General features: G+C 71.9%; 17 protein-coding genes. 6 read left to right on the top strand and 11 right to left on the bottom strand.

The window, feature by feature from the left end:
• A partial coding sequence (locus tag AV521_RS51685) for a winged helix-turn-helix domain-containing protein (RefSeq protein WP_256725869.1) occupies window positions 1-463 on the bottom strand: 463 nt, incomplete at its 3' end.
• 453 nt (window positions 464-916) lie between these two features.
• Here AV521_RS51685 and AV521_RS39260 point away from each other — a divergent pair.
• From AV521_RS39260 to fabI, 6 genes are all read left to right on the top strand, one after another.
• A complete protein-coding gene (locus tag AV521_RS39260; protein WP_076095800.1) occupies window positions 917-1,924 on the top strand; it encodes a DUF2156 domain-containing protein in 1,008 nt (335 codons plus the stop codon).
• A gap of 28 nt (window positions 1,925-1,952) precedes the next feature.
• Complete coding sequence (locus AV521_RS49745; protein WP_179023730.1) at window positions 1,953-2,102, top strand: hypothetical protein; 150 nt, start codon at window positions 1,953-1,955, stop codon at window positions 2,100-2,102.
• A 278-nt stretch (window positions 2,103-2,380) separates the two neighbouring features.
• Window positions 2,381-3,505 (top strand): acyl-CoA desaturase, encoded by a 1,125-nt coding sequence (locus AV521_RS39255; RefSeq protein ID WP_079249626.1) that lies wholly within the window; start codon window positions 2,381-2,383, stop codon window positions 3,503-3,505.
• 37 nt (window positions 3,506-3,542) lie between these two features.
• Window positions 3,543-5,033, top strand: coding sequence for an MFS transporter (locus AV521_RS39250; protein WP_079249625.1), 1,491 nt, complete (start codon window positions 3,543-3,545; stop codon window positions 5,031-5,033).
• Window positions 5,034-5,061: 28 nt separating this feature from the next.
• A complete protein-coding gene (fdxA, locus tag AV521_RS39245) occupies window positions 5,062-5,391 on the top strand; it encodes a ferredoxin (RefSeq protein WP_076095797.1) in 330 nt (109 codons plus the stop codon).
• Entirely contained in the window at window positions 5,388-6,155 is a 768-nt protein-coding gene (fabI, locus tag AV521_RS39240; protein WP_076095796.1) for an enoyl-ACP reductase FabI, read from the top strand. Before fdxA ends, fabI begins: the two co-directional genes overlap by 4 nt.
• A 52-nt stretch (window positions 6,156-6,207) precedes the next feature.
• On the opposite strand, the gene serS is transcribed toward fabI, so the two are convergent.
• The 10 genes from serS to AV521_RS39190 form a co-directional block, all read right to left on the bottom strand.
• Window positions 6,208-7,485, bottom strand: coding sequence for a serine--tRNA ligase (gene serS / locus AV521_RS39235; RefSeq protein ID WP_076095794.1), 1,278 nt, complete (start codon window positions 7,483-7,485; stop codon window positions 6,208-6,210).
• Entirely contained in the window at window positions 7,478-8,941 is a 1,464-nt protein-coding gene (locus AV521_RS39230) for an APC family permease (RefSeq protein ID WP_076095792.1), read from the bottom strand. The genes serS and AV521_RS39230 overlap by 8 nt, the downstream gene beginning before the upstream one ends.
• 82 nt (window positions 8,942-9,023) lie before the next feature.
• Window positions 9,024-10,244: a beta-ketoacyl synthase gene (locus tag AV521_RS39225; protein ID WP_076095789.1), complete on the bottom strand. Its 1,221-nt coding sequence runs from the start codon at window positions 10,242-10,244 to the stop codon at window positions 9,024-9,026.
• Window positions 10,244-10,474: a phosphopantetheine-binding protein gene (locus tag AV521_RS39220; RefSeq protein ID WP_076095786.1), complete on the bottom strand. Its 231-nt coding sequence runs from the start codon at window positions 10,472-10,474 to the stop codon at window positions 10,244-10,246. The genes AV521_RS39225 and AV521_RS39220 overlap by 1 nt, the downstream gene beginning before the upstream one ends.
• Window positions 10,475-10,554: 80 nt before the next feature.
• Complete coding sequence (locus tag AV521_RS39215; RefSeq protein WP_076095784.1) at window positions 10,555-11,562, bottom strand: beta-ketoacyl-ACP synthase III; 1,008 nt, start codon at window positions 11,560-11,562, stop codon at window positions 10,555-10,557.
• Entirely contained in the window at window positions 11,559-12,548 is a 990-nt protein-coding gene (locus AV521_RS39210) for a VlmB-like protein (protein WP_076095782.1), read from the bottom strand. Before AV521_RS39210 ends, AV521_RS39215 begins: the two co-directional genes overlap by 4 nt.
• The gene (locus AV521_RS39205) at window positions 12,545-13,090 is read right to left on the bottom strand and encodes a flavin reductase family protein (RefSeq protein WP_076095779.1); all 546 of its coding nucleotides are present in this window, start codon (window positions 13,088-13,090) and stop codon (window positions 12,545-12,547) included. Before AV521_RS39205 ends, AV521_RS39210 begins: the two co-directional genes overlap by 4 nt.
• Window positions 13,087-13,617, bottom strand: a complete 531-nt coding sequence (locus tag AV521_RS39200; RefSeq protein WP_076095777.1) for a hypothetical protein — start codon at window positions 13,615-13,617, stop codon at window positions 13,087-13,089. The genes AV521_RS39205 and AV521_RS39200 overlap by 4 nt, the downstream gene beginning before the upstream one ends.
• A 21-nt stretch (window positions 13,618-13,638) precedes the next feature.
• Entirely contained in the window at window positions 13,639-14,121 is a 483-nt protein-coding gene (locus AV521_RS39195; RefSeq protein ID WP_076095775.1) for a type II toxin-antitoxin system RatA family toxin, read from the bottom strand.
• 2 nt (window positions 14,122-14,123) lie between these two features.
• Window positions 14,124-15,425: an aspartate aminotransferase family protein gene (locus tag AV521_RS39190; protein ID WP_076095774.1), complete on the bottom strand. Its 1,302-nt coding sequence runs from the start codon at window positions 15,423-15,425 to the stop codon at window positions 14,124-14,126.
• Between the last annotated feature and the right edge of the window lie 9 nt (window positions 15,426-15,434).

Here is a 15,434-nt window from a genome sequence, read left to right as displayed (position 1 = left end):
CGCCCGCCAGCTCGCACAGGGTCCCGCCGGGAAAACCGCCGAAGACCGGCCCGCGCCACAGCGCCAGCGCGTCCCCGAGCAGCCGGGCGGTGCGCCCGGCCTCGTCCGGCGAGGCCGCCTCCGCCTGCCGTACGGCCCGGACGAACTCGGCGGCGTCCAGCTCCCCTTCGCCCAGCCCGAGCCGGTAGCCCGCCGGATGGATCGTCACCCGCGACACCGGCCGGTCCGGCTCCAGCGCCCGCAGCCTGCGGCGCAGCCGGCTGATATGTGCCTGCAGGGCGTTGGCCTGGCGGTCCGGTACGGCCTCGCCCCACATCTCCTCGGCCAGGCTCTCCCCGGAGACCGGTCGGCCCTCGCTGATCAGCAGCGTCTGCACCAGAATGCGCTGCAGATCACCGGGCACGTCCGCCGGACCCGTGTCGGTGCGTATCTGCAGTGGCCCGAGAACGGAGAACCTCAGCATGTATTTCCCCCTTGACGACAATTCCTCAACGGTGTTTCCGGAGTGGTGCCGGGGTGGCGGACAAAATGCCCGAACACGCCACGCCCCGGCGGGCCTCGATTCCTGTCACGCGGCCCGCCGGGGCGTTCGCTCCGCCGGGACGGGGGGCGGCCGGCGGTTCCGGGGAAACCGGTGCTCCACCGCTTTTCGGTGGAGCACCGGATGAGGGCAAGTCTTTTCCGTGGGACGGCACTTCCGTGGGGCGGACCAGCGGATTCGAGGTCACCGCGCAGGGAAGTCATGGCCCGGCTGCGGTTCCCCGTGCCGTTCACAGGGACCACATTGGCAGCGTCTGCTGACGGAATGCTGACACGCTTCTGACGCAGGCAATGAATTCCCGGTTGCCCTTTTCCCGGACAACCTCCCGGTGCTGTACTCCCTTCGACGGAATACGCTCCGGAAAGGGGTACGGCAATGACCGCGATCACCACCGAGACCGGCACCGACGACCGGGTTCTCGATGCGATACGCACGCACACCGCGAGCGAGAACCCGAGTTCGTTCCTGGCGCTCAACAGCGGAAACAGCGTCTTCACCGTGCCGGGCGCGGACGGTGTCGTCGTCCATCGCCGCACCGGCCGCTGGGCCGTGCAGTTCGGCGGGCCCTTCGCCGCCGAGGAGGACTACGACACCCTCCTGGACGCGTTCCGGCGCCATGTCCGGGACGAGGGCCTGGGCCTCGTCGGCGTCCAGCTGCAGCGCACCGACGCCGAGCGCTACGCCCGGCGCGGGTTCACGGTCAACCAGGTCGGTGCTTCCTGGGCGGTGAGCCTCGCCGAGTTCACCCTGCGCGGCAGCAGGTTCATGCAGCTGCGCAACAAGATCTCCCGGGCCCACCGCAACGGCCTGCGGATCCAGGAGGTGGACGCGGCCGACGTCGGCGAGGCCATCGCCGCCATCGACGCGGCCTGGCTCGGCTCCAAGGGCGGTGCCCAGCAACTGGAGTTCCTCGTCGGCCAGATCGGCGGCCGCGCCCAGGAACACCGCCGGCTCTTCACCGGCACCATCGACGGCGCCCCGGTCGCCTACATCTCGTACTCGCCGGTCCACGGCAGCCGCGCCGGCTGGATGCACGACCTCAGCCGCCGCGTCCCCGAGGGCTCCCCGGGCCTGATGGAGGCCATCAACGCGCACGCCATCGAGGTGTTCCGGACCGAGGGCGTCGCCTGGCTGCACTTCGGGTTCACGCCGTTCACCGGCCTGGACGCCGGCCATGAACTCGACGGCCACAGCCCCGCGTTCCAGTGGCTGATGCACGCCCTGTGGGCCGAGGGCGCGGCCCTGTACCCGGCGCAGACCCAGCTGTCGTACAAGCAGAAATGGGCGCCCGACGTGCTCATCCCCGAGTACGTCGCCTTCGACGGGCCGCAGGCCTCACTGCCCGGCTTCGCACACATCTTCCGTGCCTGCAACGCCTTCTGACTCACCGTCACCGACAGGAGAGGACACCATGAGCCAGTCCACCGAGGAACTCCAGCACGCCCTGGTCGAGCAGCTGATGGCCGTCATCGGTGCGCCCGACGACGAGCAGGTCGCCGCGGCCGCCGACACTGCCGTTCGCACCCTGGACGAGCGGCTGAGCGCCGAGGCGGCCGCCTGAAGGCGGCGCCTGGCTGGATCAGACCGGCATCAGTGCCACATCAGTGCCGCACGGAACGCTGGACGCACGTTCGCCCGGCGGTCCGGGCCCGGGAGCACCGCACTGTGCCCCCGTCGCCCGGGCCCGCCGGGCGGACCCCGACGGGACCAGTCCCGCTGTCCCGCTGTCCCGCGACGGTGACCGCACGCGGGAGCTGAAGTCGACTCGCGGCGCCCGCAGCTCCGCCCGGCAGCGGCGCCGCCGCCCGAACCGGGCACTTCTCCCAAGGAGAGCAACGCATGCAGCGTCCGCACATACAGATGGCCGGGGACCTCCGGACGGCCGGGGCCCCGGCCGCCGAGGCCGTACCCCGCCCCGGCGCCTCGGCGACCTTCGCCGAACTGCTCAAACGCGTCAAGGCCGAGGGCCTGCTCGACCTGGACCCGCGCTACTACGTCGGCAGGCTCGCCCTCAACACCACCCTGCTGCTGCTCGGGTTCGCCGCCTTCTTCGAGCTGGGCGACACCTGGTGGCAGCTGGTCACGGCCCTGTGGATGGGCCTGTGCGGCGGCCAGTCGGCGTTCATGTGGCACGACGCCGGTCACAAGGCGATGTTCCGCAGCAAGAAGGCCGCCTCCGCGGTCGGCTATGTGCACGCCAACCTGGTCAACGGGGTCAGCTACGGCTGGTGGGTCAACCACCACAACCGCCACCACTCCAACCCCAACCACCTGGACATGGACCCGGACATCGGCCGGCGCACCGCCATCTTCGACATCAAGCAGTACCCGACCCGCAAGGGCACCCAGAAGCTCGTCGTGCGCTACCAGAGCGTGCTGTTCTTCGTGCTGCTGGTGCTTGAGGGCTTCAAGATGCTGAGGACGGCGGTCCTGTCGATCGCCCAGGGCAGGACCAAGCGGCCCGTGCTGGAGACGTTCCTGATCCTGCTGCGTACCGCCGTCTACCTCACCTGCGTCTTCACCGTCCTGTCCCCGGCGCTCGCGGTCGCCTTCGTCGTCGTCCAGCACGCCGCCCTCGGCGTCTACTTCGGCATGATCTTCGCCCCGAACCACAAGGGCATGCAGATACGCGACGGTGAGGAGGAGACCCTGGACTGGCTGGAGCGCCAGGTCCTCACCTCCCGCAACATCCGGCCCAGCCTGCTGATCGACTTCCTCTACGGCGGCCTCAACTACCAGGTGGAGCACCATCTGTTCCCGGCCATGCCGCAGAAGAACCTGCCGCGCGCCCGCGAACTGACCCGCGCCTACTGCGCCGAACGCGGGGTGCCGTACCACGAGGTCGGGTTCTGGGCCTCGTACGGCGAGGTCGCCTCCTATCTCCACGAGGTCAGCGCGCCCGTGCGGCGCGGTGACGTGGAGGAAGAGATCCGGCGGCAGGCCGAGGCCGCCCGAGCCGCCTGAGTCCTTCGACGTCCGCCCGCCCCAAGGAGCCAGCCCCGTGTCCCAGACCACCGCGGCGGCGGGCGGTCTCACCGCTCCCGCCCCGATCGGCGCCCGCCTCGACCGGATGCCGATCACCCCGCTGCACCGCGGACTCACCGCGGTCATCGGCGTCGGCCTGTTCTTCGACACCTTCGAGAACAACCTGTCCGGCACCATCGGCAAAGTCCTCCAGAGCGACTTCGCGTTCGGCGCGACCTCGCTCAAGCTCGTGCTGGCCGCCGCGTTCCTCGGCCAGTTCACCGGTTCCCTCACCCTCGGCCGGATCGCCGACCGGTTCGGCCGACGCCGGGCCTTCCTCATCAACCTGGCCGTCTACTCGGTCTGTTCGCTGCTCGGCGCCTGTGCGCCGAACGCCGCCTGGCTGATCGTGACCCGCTTTCTCGCCGGTGCCGGCATCGGCGCCGAACAGGCCCTGTCCGACTGCTACCTGGCCGATGTCCTGCCCGCGGGCAAGCGGGGCCGGTTCATCGCCTGGGCCTACACCCTCGCCTTCTGCGGAGTGCCCGCCGTCGGCTTCGCCGCCCTCTGGCTGGTGCCGCTGGCCCCGCTGGGTGTGGCCGGCTGGCGCTGGCTCTTCGTGCTCGGGGCGCTCGGCTCGGCCGTGGTGTGGTTTCTGCGCCGGGGGCTGATCGAGTCCCCGCGCTGGCTGGCGGCGAACGGCCGCGCCGCCGAGGCCGAAAGGCTGGTGTCGCGCATGGAGGCCGAGGCGGCCGGCCGTGGCTTCTCGTTCGGCGTTCGGCCAAAAGAGCCGCGATCCGCCGTCGAGCGTCTGCCGCGGCGTCGTGGCGGGTCGCTCCCCCGAGTTCTCGGCTTCGCTCGAACCTGGGGGGACCCCCATCGCGACGGCAGCCGCATGTCAGACACAGCCCCGCGCCCCTTCGGGGCATGGCAGCCCGGGGTGCGCGACATCCTCGGGCCCGGACTGCGCCGCCGCACCCTGGTCCTCTGGCTCTTCTGCGTGCTCTCGGTCGTCGGCTACTACGGCTTCGGCACGCTCGCCCCGCAGATCGTCGCCGCCAAGGGCTACGGCATCGTCGCCGGCCTCGGCTTCACCGCGCTGTCCTTCCTCGGCTACCCGGTGGGCTCCGCCCTCGCACTGCCGGTCGTGGACCGCGTCGAACGCCGCTCCCTGATCGCCCTGTCGTCGGCGGCGATGGTGGCCGCCGGACTCGGCTTCGCCTACGCGGACTCCGCGGCCCTGATCGTGATCTGCGGCTTCGCCTACACCCTCTGCAGCAACGTCTTCTCCAGCGTCTCGCACGTGTACCTGTCCGAGCAGTACCCGACCGCGATCCGGGCCACCGCCTCCGGCGCCGCCTACTCGCTGTCCAAACTCAGCGCCGCCGCACTGCCGTTCGTCCTGCTGCCGGTCCTGGACGCGCACGGCGCCGGCGCCCTGTTCGCCGTCATCGCCGCCGCCATGGCCGTGCTCGCGCTCACGGTGCTGACCCTGGGCGAGCGCACCACCGGCACGCCACTCGACTGAACGCATCCGCCACACAAAGGAGTTGACCATGGCCTACGTCATCGGACTGCCCTGCGTCGACGTCAAGGACCGCTCCTGCATCGACGAATGCCCCGTCGACTGCATCTACGAAGGCCGCCGCGCCCTGTACATCCATCCGGAGGAATGCGTCGACTGCGGGGCCTGTGAACCGGTCTGCCCGGTCGACGCCATCTACTTCGAGGACGATCTGCCCGAGGAGTGGGGCGGCGACCACGCGGCCTCCAACGCCGCCTTCTTCACGGGCCTCGGCTCGCCCGGCGGCGGTAGCTCCCTCGGTCCCCAGGACCATGACTCCCCGCAGGTGAGCGCGCTGCCGGAGGGGGTGTCGGTGGCATGAGCGGCATCCTCGCCGGCAGGCGGATCCTGGTCACCGGGGTGGTCACGGACGCCTCGATCGCCTTCCATGTGGCCCGGATCGCCCAGGAGGAGGGCGCCGAGGTGCTGCTCACGGGCTTCGGCCGGCTCTCCCTGATCGAGCGCTTCGCGGGGAAGCTCCCCCGGCCCGCCCCCGTGATCGAGCTGGACGTCACCGACCAGGACCACCTGGACAGCCTCGCCGACCGGGTCGGCGCCCACACCGACACCCTCGACGGCGTCGTCCACTCCGTCGCCTACGGCCCCCAGGGCGCCTTCTCCTTCCTCGACGGCACCTGGGACGACGTGTCGACGGCCGTGCATGTCTCGGCGTACTCCCTGAAGTCCCTCACCACGGCCTGCCTGCCGCTGCTGAAGCGGCGCGGCGGCTCGGTCGTCGGCCTCACCTTCGACGCCAGCGTGGCCTGGCCGCACTACGACTGGATGGGCGTGGCCAAGGCCGCCCTGGAGTCCACCAGCCGCTATCTGGCCCGCGACCTCGGCGGCCACGGCATCCGCTGCAACCTCGTCGCGGCCGGCCCGCTGCGCTCCATGGCAGCCAAGTCCATTCCCGGGTTCGCCGAACTCGCCGACGTCTGGACGACCGACCGCGCCCCGGCGGGCTGGGACCTCACCGACCCCACCCCGGCCGCCCGCGGCGTCGTCGCCCTGCTGTCGGACTTCTTCCCGCGCACGACGGGCGAGATCGTGCATGTGGACGGTGGGGTGCACATGACGGGCGCGTGAGCCGCGCATGGGAAAGGGGCGGGAGTTCGACTCCCGCCCCTTTCCCATGCGTTCACTCCGTCGCGCCGCCCGGCATGATCCGCTGGAACCCGGTGTACGGCACCAGGGCCTCGGGCAGCACCACGGACCCGTCCTCCCGCACCCCCTGCTCCAGCAGGGCGGCCACCGTGCGGCCGATCGGGAGGGCCGAGCCGTTCAGGGTGGCCGCCGGGGTCTTGCGCCCGTCGGCGCGCCTGACCCGGATGTCGGCGCGGCGGGCCTGGAAGGTGCCGCAGTCGGAGACCGAGGAGATCTCCCGGTAGGCGCCACCGCCGGGCAGCCAGACCTCGATGTCGTACGTCATCCGCGCCGAGAAGCCCATGTCGCCCGCAGGCAACAGCACGGTACGGAAGGACAGTTCGAGCTGGCGCAGACACTCCTCGGCATGCCCGGCCATCAGCTCCAGCTGCTCCTGCGCCTGCTCCGGTGCGCAGATCCGCACCAGTTCCACCTTCTCGAACTGGTGCAGCCTGAGCACGCCCCGGGTGTCCCGGCCGTACGCGCCCGCCTCCGCGCGGAAGCAGGGGGTGCGGGCGGTGAAGGCGTACGGCAGGGCCCGCGCGTCCAGCAGCTCACCGGCCACCAGGTTGGTCAGCGGAACCTCGGCGGTCGGGATCAGGAACAGCTCCCGCTCGCCGACCTGGGTGCGGAACAAGTCCTCCTCGAACTTGGGAAGTTGCCCGGTACCGGTCATGGTGTCCCGGCCGACCAGAAACGGCACCGACTGCTCGGTGTAGCCGTGCTCGCGGGTGTGCAGGTCCAGGAAGAAGTCGCCGAGGGCCCGCTCCAGCCGTGCCCCGGCGCCGTGCGCGACGCTGAACCGGGCGCCGGACAGCTTGGCCGCCGCAGTGGAGTCCAGGATGCCGAGCGCCTCGCCGATCTCGGCGTGGTGCCGGGCCCCGTCCGCCGGACGCGGGGCCGGGCCGCCCCGCCGTATCTCCACGGCCTCCTTCTCCGAGTCGCCGTCCGGAACCGAGTCCAGCGGCAGATTCGGGACGGAGAGCAGCAGCTCGCTCAGCTCGCCGGCCGCCTTCCGTGCGGCGCCCTCCGCCCGCTGCACCTCGGCCCGCAGTGCCCGCGCCGCCTCCTTCTCCGCCTCCGTCGGCGGGCCGGAGCGGCGGGCCTTGGCCGTGCGGTTCAGCTCGGTGCGCAGCCGGGTGACCTCGGCCTGGGTGGCCGAGCGGGCGCGCAGTGCGGCGCCGAGGGCGTCCAGGTCGAGGTCGTGGCGGCGGCGGGACAGGCGCCGTACGGCGTCGGGGCCCGCCTCGATCAGCTCGTGCGGATCATGCATGACGGTCTCCTGTCAGGGCGGGGGTGGGTGCCGGGGCGGGGGAGGGCAGGTGCCCGGTGCCGAGGCGGCGGTAGCGCGTCGGGTGCGCGGCGCGCAGCCGGGCGGCGTACGCCAGCCCGCCCAGCGCGACCAGCGGCAGCAGCCAGGGCAGGGCGGCGATCACCTGCGACGGGGAACCGGTGAGCATGTCGAAGTTGCCGACGACCAGCCAGACGGAGGCGGCGAGCCCGGCGAAGCCGAGCAGCGGGGCGAGGGTCTCCCGCCACCAGTGCCCGCCGCCCCCGCGCAGCCTGAGCCCGAGCACGGACAGCGCGGCCAGCGCCTGCAGGGCGACGATGCCGAGGGTGCCGAGGCCGAGCATGCTGGTGGTCAGATCGGCGTACGGGTCGAGCCCGGCGACGGCGAAGACACCCACGACCACCGCGGTCAGCGCGCTCTGCGCGAGACTCGCCCGATGCGGCGACCGGTGCCGCGGGTGCTCGACGGCCAGTCCGCCCGGCAGCAGCCCGTCCTCGGCGAGGACCTGCGCATACCGGTTGGCGGCGCTGTGCAGCGCCAGCGTCGCAGCGAACAGGCTGGTGCAGAGCAGCACTTGGAGCCCCGTGCCGCCCGCCTTGCCGAGGAAGTCGTCACCGAGGGAGAAGAACAGATCGCCCATCTCCTTCCCCGCGACCTCCCGCACCCGCCCGCTGCCGATCGCACCGACCGCCAGCCAGCTGGTCAGCGCGTAGAAACCGGCGATCAGCACGACGGCCGCGTACGTGGCCCGGGGCACGCTGCGCCGCGGGTCCCGCGCCTCCTTGCCGTACAGGGCGGCCGACTCGAAACCGATGAAGGACACGAACGCGAACATCAGCGAGACCCCGGCCCCGTGCCCGCCCGCGACATGCGGCGAGAACGAGGCGGCGGGCAGGGCATGCACCCCGTGCCGCGCCAGGATGGCGATGTCCAGCGCGGCCAGCACCCCGATCTCGCCCAGCATCAGCAGGGCGAGCACCCGGGCGCTGAGCGCGATCTCCCGGTAGCCCAGCACGGCGGTCAGCACCAGCCCGACGGCCGCACACCACTCCCAGGAGACCGCCAATCCGTGGGCGGCGAGCACCAGTTGTGTGAAGTAGCCGAGCGCGCCCGCGAGTCCGATGGTCGCGCAGTTGTAGGAGAGCAGGGCGACATACCCGGCCGCGACCGCGGGTGGCTTGCCGAGCCCGTCGGCGACGGAGGCGTAGAACCCACCGGAGCCTCCGGTACGACGGGCACTGACCGCGTATCCGACCGAGAAGCAGAGAAGGGTGACTCCGGCGAACAAGAACGCCGCAGGCACGCCGGCGCCGTCACCGAAGGCGAAGGCGAGGGGGACGGTGCCGACCATGGCGGAGAGCGGGGCGGCAGCGGCGACGATGAGGAAGAGGATGTGCCCGGTACCGAGCCGACCGGGTGGGGAACCAGTGGTGGACATGCGGACTCTCCAGAGGAAGGGGACGGGAAAGGGGAACAGCCGCCCGCGGAGCTCTCCCGGCGGACGGCTGCTGCAGAAGGGATCAGGCGGGCGCAATCGCCAGTGCCGTGTTCTGCCCGCCGAATCCCAGGGAATTGCTCAAAGCCAGATCGATGGGCATCTCGGTCAACGTCTGAGCCAACTTGACCTCGATCCGGGGATCGGGCATGACCAGATTGGCAACGGGCGGAATCAGTTCGCGCTCCACACTCAGCACGGCGAACGCGGCCTCGACCGCCCCCGCCGCACCCAGCAGATGCCCGGTGACCCCCTTCGTGGACGTGACCACCGGATCCCCACGCAGGGTCCGTTGGATCATGCGGGCCTCGGACAGGTCGTTCAACGGCGTCGACGTACCGTGGGCGTTCACATGCTGCACGTCATCCGGGTCCGCCCCCGCATCCGCGAGAGCTGCCCGTACCGCCGCCTCGATACCCGCGCCGTCCGGATGCGGCGACGTCATATGGTGCGCGTCCGCCGTCGCGCCGTAGCCGATGATCCGGCCGTGGACATGGGCGCCACGGGCCCGGGCGTCGGCAACGCGCTCCATCACGAGGATCCCGGCGCCCTCGCCCGCGACGAACCCGTCCCGGTCGGCGTCGAACGGCCGGGACGCGGCCGCCGGTTCGTCGTGCCGCCTGGACAGCGCGCCCATCTGGGCGAACCCGGCCATGACCAGCGGGGTGATCATGGCCTCGCTGCCACCGGCCAGCACGATGTCGCACCGGCCGAGCGCCAGCAGATCGCGCGCCGTGCCGATGGCGGTCGCACCGGAGGCGCAGGCCGTGGCCACCACCAGGTTCGGCCCGGTCGCCCCGAACTCGATGGCCGTCTGGCCGGCCAGCATGTTCGGCAGCTGCATGGGCAGCAGCAGCGGTGACACCCGGTCCGCGCCCTGCTCGCGCAGCACATGGTGCTGTTCCTCGACCGTGCCCGGACCGCCGTCGGCGCAGCCCAGCACCACACCCACCCGCGCGCCGTCCCAGGTCTGCGGGTCCAGGCCCGCGTCGGCCACCGCTTCGTGCGCGGCGACCAGCGCGAACTGCACGAACCGGTCGAGCCGGTGGGCCCGCCGCGCGCTGAGCAGGGTCTCGGGGTCGAAGCCGGGCACCCGGCAGGAGATCTGTACGGGGTTGTCCGCCAGCACCGGATCGAGGGCGGCGGCCGGCCTGCCGTCGCAGACCGCGGCCCAGCTCGGCCCGACCCCGATCCCGCCCGGGGTGACGAGGCCGAGCCCGGTGACGGCGATGTCCATGCCGGCCATCAGACCGTCGCGCTCCGCTCCTCCATGAGCCGGACCATGTCGGCCACGGTCTCGGCCTCCAGGAGGTCGTCGTCGCTGATGTCCAGATCCAGCTCGGACTTCAGCAGCAGCGACAGCTCCACCACGGCCAGCGAGTCCAGCTCGATGTCCTCCCGGGTGGCCTCCGGGGTGATGGCCTCGGGCGACACCTTGAGCTTGTTGGACAGGATTTCCTTGAGCTGCTCCAGCATGTCGGTTCCTTTCGAAGGTGTACGCGCCCGCGCGTACCGCTGAATACGTTTTGCTGACAGTTCGTCAGAGAGTCCGCGCGTCAGAAGGTCTGCAGCTCCGGCCAGACGACGGTCGCCGCCCCCCATGACAGTCCGCCGCCGAACGCGGTGAGCAGCACCCGGTGGCCCGGGGCGAGACGCCCCTCGGCGGTGGCCTCGGCGAGCAGGAGCGGAAGGGAGGCGGCGCCGGTGTTGCCGACCCGCGCGATATTGCTCAGCCGGCGCTCGCCGGGGATGCCCAGCCGGTCCGAAACGGCCTCCAGGATGCGGGCGTTGGCCTGGTGCGCCGCGAACCGGTCGATGTCGCCGAGGCGCCAGCGGGCCCGCTCGGCGGCCTCGGTGGACGCGGCGGTCATGTGCTCCACCGCGTGCCGGTAGGTGTCCCGGCCGAGCATCTGGAAGCAGTGGTCCTCCGGGGCGGCGGGCCGGCCGGTGGACCGCTGCCGGGAGCCGCCGGCCGGCACCTCGATCAGATGGCTCAGCTCACCGTCGCTGCCGAGCACCAGCGGGCCGAGCGCCCCGGGCTCGGCGGCCGAGCCGGCCCGCAGCACCACCGCGCCCGCGCCGTCCGCGAAGATCACGGCGGTGGTGCGGTCGGCCGGGTTGATGATCGTCGTGAAGGCGTCGGCGGCGATCAGCAGCACGCTCTCCGCGATCCCGGCCGCGATCAGCCCGGCGGCGGACGCGAGGCCGTACAGGAACCCGGAGCACACGGCCGCCACGTCGAAGGCCGGCACCGGCCCGAGCCCGAGCCGGGCGGCCACCTGCGGTGCGGTCGCCGGGCAGGGCTGGTCCGGGGTCGTGGTGGCGAGCACCACCGCCCCGACCCGCTCGTCCCCGGCGGACTTCAGCGCCCTGAGGCCCGCCTCCACCGCCAGATCGCCGGTGGAGGTGCCGGGCGAGACCACGAACCGCTCGGCGATCCCGGTGCGCGACCGGATCCAGGCGTCGGAGGTGTCCAGCCGGGCCGAAAGGTCGTCGTTGGTCACCCGGTTGGGCGGGACGTACGACCCGATGCCGACGATCACGGCGGCCCGCCCGGCGCTCATGCGCCGGCCTCCGAGGAGAGGACCTCCACGGGCAGGCCCATGTAGGCCATGCGGACCTCGGCCATCTCGTCGGTCCAGTGTTCCGCCATGTCGTAGCGCTGCTCGGCGGTGGTGTCGAGCAGCCGTACGCCGGGCCAGATCTCGTAGTCCCCGATCCGGTCCGCGTGCTCGTGCATGCCCTGCTGGAACAGGTCCTCGCGGTGCAGGACGAACTCCCGGTCCGGGATCTCGTCCCACAGCTTCACACCCGCGCGCAGGATCTCCAGCAGCCGCGGCTTGTACTCGGGGTGCTCGATGACGTGGTCGCGCAGGATGGTGCTGGCCACGGTGAGGTGCCGGATCTCGTCGATCGCGGTGCCGCGCGAGATCTCGCCGGTCGCCGGGGACAGCGGGGTCCACTTGCGCTCGCTCAGCTCGGCGGCGGGGGCGAGCACGCCCTCGATGATGATGGCGAACACGGCGACCCCGCCGGGGAAGTCGGCCTGGTCGCGGACGATGTCCAGGGTGAAGTCCACCACCGGGTCCAGGACCCGCCTGCGGTAGTCCCGGGCCATCCGCTCGATGTCCTTCAGCAGCGTCTGGTGCGGGACGCCCAGCTCCACCAGGTGCTGCCGGAACACCCGGGCGTGCCGGGCCTCGTCGAGCAACTGCGTCGCGTAGAACTCCATTTGGGGGATGCCGGGCGCGATCGAGACGTAGTGGCCGAGCAGTCGGGTGGCCAGCTCCTCCGCCAGCGCCCGGAAGCCGAACTCCAGCACCAGCGCCTGGCGCAGCGGGCCGGGTGCCTTCAGGAAGTCCGGGGTGAGCGCGTTCTCGTGGTGGCCGGTCACCCCGCGGTCGCGCAGGGTGCCCTGGGCGACGGAGGTGATCCAGTAGGCGAGGTCGCACTCCTCGGGGCCGAGGGTGAGTTCCTTCGCGCCGTCCAGCAGACCGGGCGCCTTGTCCCAGTCCGCCTCGGGGGCTGTTGACACAACGGGGTCGGTCATGACGCGGCGGCCTCCTTCGCCGGGCGCAGGGAGCCGGCGTACAGCCCGCCGGCGTAACTGAACAGCGGCGGCCCGTCGTCCGCCGTGGCGCGCACGACGTGCCCGAGCAGCAGTTCGCTGTCGCCCGCCGGGTGCGCGGAGTGGAAGCGGCACACGTAGTGGGCGAGCGCGCCCGCGATCAGCGGGGCGTGCGCGTACCGGTCCGCCGTCCAGGCCAGGCCCGCGAAGGCCGCGTCGCCGTCGGGCCGGGAGCTGTCCGCGAACCGCCGGGCCACGTCGGCCTGTTCGGCGCCGAGCACATTGACCGCGAACCGGCCCTCGGCGGCGGCGCGGCGGGCGAAGTTCGAGCCCGCCCGCAGGACGACCCCGAGGAGCAGGGGCGCGCGTGAGACGAGGGTGACCGTGCTGGCCGTCGTGCCGTGCATACGGTCCTCGGGGCCGGTGGTGAGCACCGACACCGGGGAGGCCAGGTGGTACAGGGCGGACCGGCGCTCGGCCGGGTCCTGCCGGACCGGGCGTCGTACATCCGTGGCGGTGGTCATCGCACGGCCTCCGTCTCGCGTACGACACCTGAGGGCAGGTGCCCGACCGGCACCGGATCCATGGCGTGCCCGACCGGCTTCGGATGCGGCAGGCCCAGGTCGTCCAGGAGCCTCAGGTAGCCCTCCTGGCGCACCGGCTCGAAGGGCAGCGCGAAGGACTTCATGAAGTTGCCGAACAGGCCGCGGTCGCCGAACAGATGGAACGGCAGCACCAGCAGCGCCCACTCCGGCCTGACCAGCCAGCACCAGAGCGCGGCGACCGCGCCCTGGGTGATGAGGCTGTGCATGACGTTGTAGAGGACGTAGTACGCCTTGGGGATCGGCCGGCCGCCGCTCCTGCGGAACGCGATCGCGCCGGGGATGTAGCCGATCAGGTCGATGTAGAGGAACAGTCCGAGCGCCGGCAGCCAGCGGATGTCGCCGAAGTGGTAGACGATCAGGCCGGTGGTGACGGCGAGACCCACCAGGTACTCGGCGCGGTGCAGCGAGTAGGTGCGCGGGGTCTCGAAGGGGTTCGCCTGGTCCATGGTCAGCTCCTCGCCCGGGTCCTAGGCGCCGACCGCGGCGGGCTCGGTGAGTTCGATGCCGCCCCGGATGCGCACCGCCGGGTACAGCCCGGTCAGCGCCCAGGCCACGGTCTCCTTGATGACCCGCTCGGCGATCGGGTCGAGGATGCCCTCCAGACTCGGGATGCCGAAGTCGAAGTCGGCGTCGAAGCGGACCGTGACGTCGTCCCCGGACTGCCGGATCGACCAGGTCCCGGTGAAGGAGTCGAAGTCGCCGTCGGACTGCTCGAAGCGGATCTCGCCCTCCTCCGGCACGACCATGTCGTCCTCGGTCCAGCGGAGCAGGCCGCTGCGGAAGTGCAGCTCCCAGCTGGAGGAGGCCTTCGGGTCGGGGTAGGAGGCGTGCACGGTGGTCGCGTTGACGTGCGGCGCCAGGTCCGGGTACTTCTCCCAGCGCCGTACGGCGTGCAGGACCGTCTCGGCCTGCTCCGCGGGTATCAGGGCATCGAGTTCGACGTGCCGCACGATCAGTTACCGCCTTCCGGCATTGTGGCCGCGCCCTTGATCAGGTCGCGGGTGGCCAGGTCGAAGGAGTTGACGAGGAAGTCCACGTCGGTGTCGTCGAGCACGGCGGGCGGCGTGAACCGCACCACCGAGCTGCCGTTCATGGAGTGGTTGGCGACCACGCCGTGGTTGAACAGCTCGATCAGCAGCTCGCCGGCGAGGCCCGCCTCCACCAGCTCCACGCCGATGAGCAGGCCCCGGCCGCGCACGTCCACCACCAGCTCGGGGATGTTGCGCCGGGCGACCTCGGCGATCCGCGGCAGCAGCCGGGCACCGAGGTCCATGGCCCGGGTGACCAGGCGCTCCTCCTTGACGGCCCGGATCGCGCCCTGCACCGCGGCCATCAGCACCGGCTGCCCGGAGAAGGTGGCGGTGTGGACGTAGGGGTCCTTGTCGAAGGGGCGGAACGCCTTGCGGGTGGCGACGGCCGCCGACACCGGCATCACCCCGCCGCCGAGCGCCTTCCCGGTGAGCAGGACGTCCGGTACGACGCCCTCGATGTCGGCGCCCCACCACTCGCCGAGCCGCCCGAACCCGGACTGCACCTCGTCGAGGATCAGGAACCCGTCGTACTCCCGGACCAGTTCCTCGACCCGCTTGAGATAGCCCTTGGGCGGGACGACGACCCCGCCCTCGCCCTGCACCGGTTCGAGGATCACGCATACCTCGCCCGGGTGGGCCTTCAGCTCGGCTTCCAGGGGGCCGGCGTCGCCGTACGGCAGGTGCTGGAAGTCGGGGACGAGCGGGCGGAACGGCGCCTGGTAGACGTCCTTGGCGGTCGCCGACAGGGCGCCGAGCGTCTTGCCGTGGTAGCCGCCGCGCATCGAGACCGTCCGCTTGCGGCCGCCCGCGCGGGCCAGCTTCAGGCCGGTCTCCACGGCCTCCGCGCCGGACAGTGCGAAGTGCACGCGGTCGAGACCGGGCGGCAGCACCGAGACCAGGGCCTCGGCGGCGCGGGCCACCGTCGGCTCCAGCAGGATGCGGGTCGCCGTGGGGTGGGTGCGCAGCTGGCGCTCCACCTCCTCCATCACGATCGGGTGCCGGGCGCCCATGATGAACACGCCGTATCCGCCGGCGTTCAGGAAGCGCTCACCGTCACTCGTGGTGAGCCAGGCGCCCTCGGACGCCACCTCCATATGACTCCCGAACAACTCGGCGAGCGTGGCCCGGCCCTTGCTGAGGTGGGCCCGGTAGAGGTTGAGGATCTCCGCCTCGTCGACGGCGGCGGCCGCCGGGGCTTCGGGGGATTCCTGGATGACGGTCACGTGTCGCTC

It is taken from the genome of Streptomyces sp. IMTB 2501 (assembly GCF_001953885.1).
Classification (GTDB): Bacteria; Actinomycetota; Actinomycetes; order Streptomycetales; family Streptomycetaceae; genus Streptomyces.
This window is presented reverse-complemented; position numbering and strand designations above follow the sequence as displayed.

Excerpts from the sequence above, each read along its gene's own strand:
- fdxA (WP_076095797.1), top strand. The coding sequence starts at position 5,062 with ATGGCCTACGTCATCGGACTGCCCTGCGTCGACGTCAAGGACCGCTCC.
- AV521_RS39225 (WP_076095789.1), bottom strand. The coding sequence starts at position 10,244 with ATGGCCGGCATGGACATCGCCGTCACCGGGCTCGGCCTCGTCACCCCG.
- AV521_RS49745 (WP_179023730.1), top strand. The coding sequence starts at position 1,953 with ATGAGCCAGTCCACCGAGGAACTCCAGCACGCCCTGGTCGAGCAGCTG.
- serS (WP_076095794.1), bottom strand. The coding sequence starts at position 7,485 with ATGCATGATCCGCACGAGCTGATCGAGGCGGGCCCCGACGCCGTACGG.
- AV521_RS39210 (WP_076095782.1), bottom strand. The coding sequence starts at position 12,548 with ATGACCGACCCCGTTGTGTCAACAGCCCCCGAGGCGGACTGGGACAAG.
- AV521_RS39260 (WP_076095800.1), top strand. The coding sequence starts at position 917 with ATGACCGCGATCACCACCGAGACCGGCACCGACGACCGGGTTCTCGAT.
- AV521_RS39220 (WP_076095786.1), bottom strand. The coding sequence starts at position 10,474 with ATGCTGGAGCAGCTCAAGGAAATCCTGTCCAACAAGCTCAAGGTGTCG.
- AV521_RS39200 (WP_076095777.1), bottom strand. The coding sequence starts at position 13,617 with ATGGACCAGGCGAACCCCTTCGAGACCCCGCGCACCTACTCGCTGCAC.
- fabI (WP_076095796.1), top strand. The coding sequence starts at position 5,388 with ATGAGCGGCATCCTCGCCGGCAGGCGGATCCTGGTCACCGGGGTGGTC.
- AV521_RS39255 (WP_079249626.1), top strand. The coding sequence starts at position 2,381 with ATGCAGCGTCCGCACATACAGATGGCCGGGGACCTCCGGACGGCCGGG.
- AV521_RS39205 (WP_076095779.1), bottom strand. The coding sequence starts at position 13,090 with ATGACCACCGCCACGGATGTACGACGCCCGGTCCGGCAGGACCCGGCC.
- AV521_RS39230 (WP_076095792.1), bottom strand. The coding sequence starts at position 8,941 with ATGTCCACCACTGGTTCCCCACCCGGTCGGCTCGGTACCGGGCACATC.
- AV521_RS39215 (WP_076095784.1), bottom strand. The coding sequence starts at position 11,562 with ATGAGCGCCGGGCGGGCCGCCGTGATCGTCGGCATCGGGTCGTACGTC.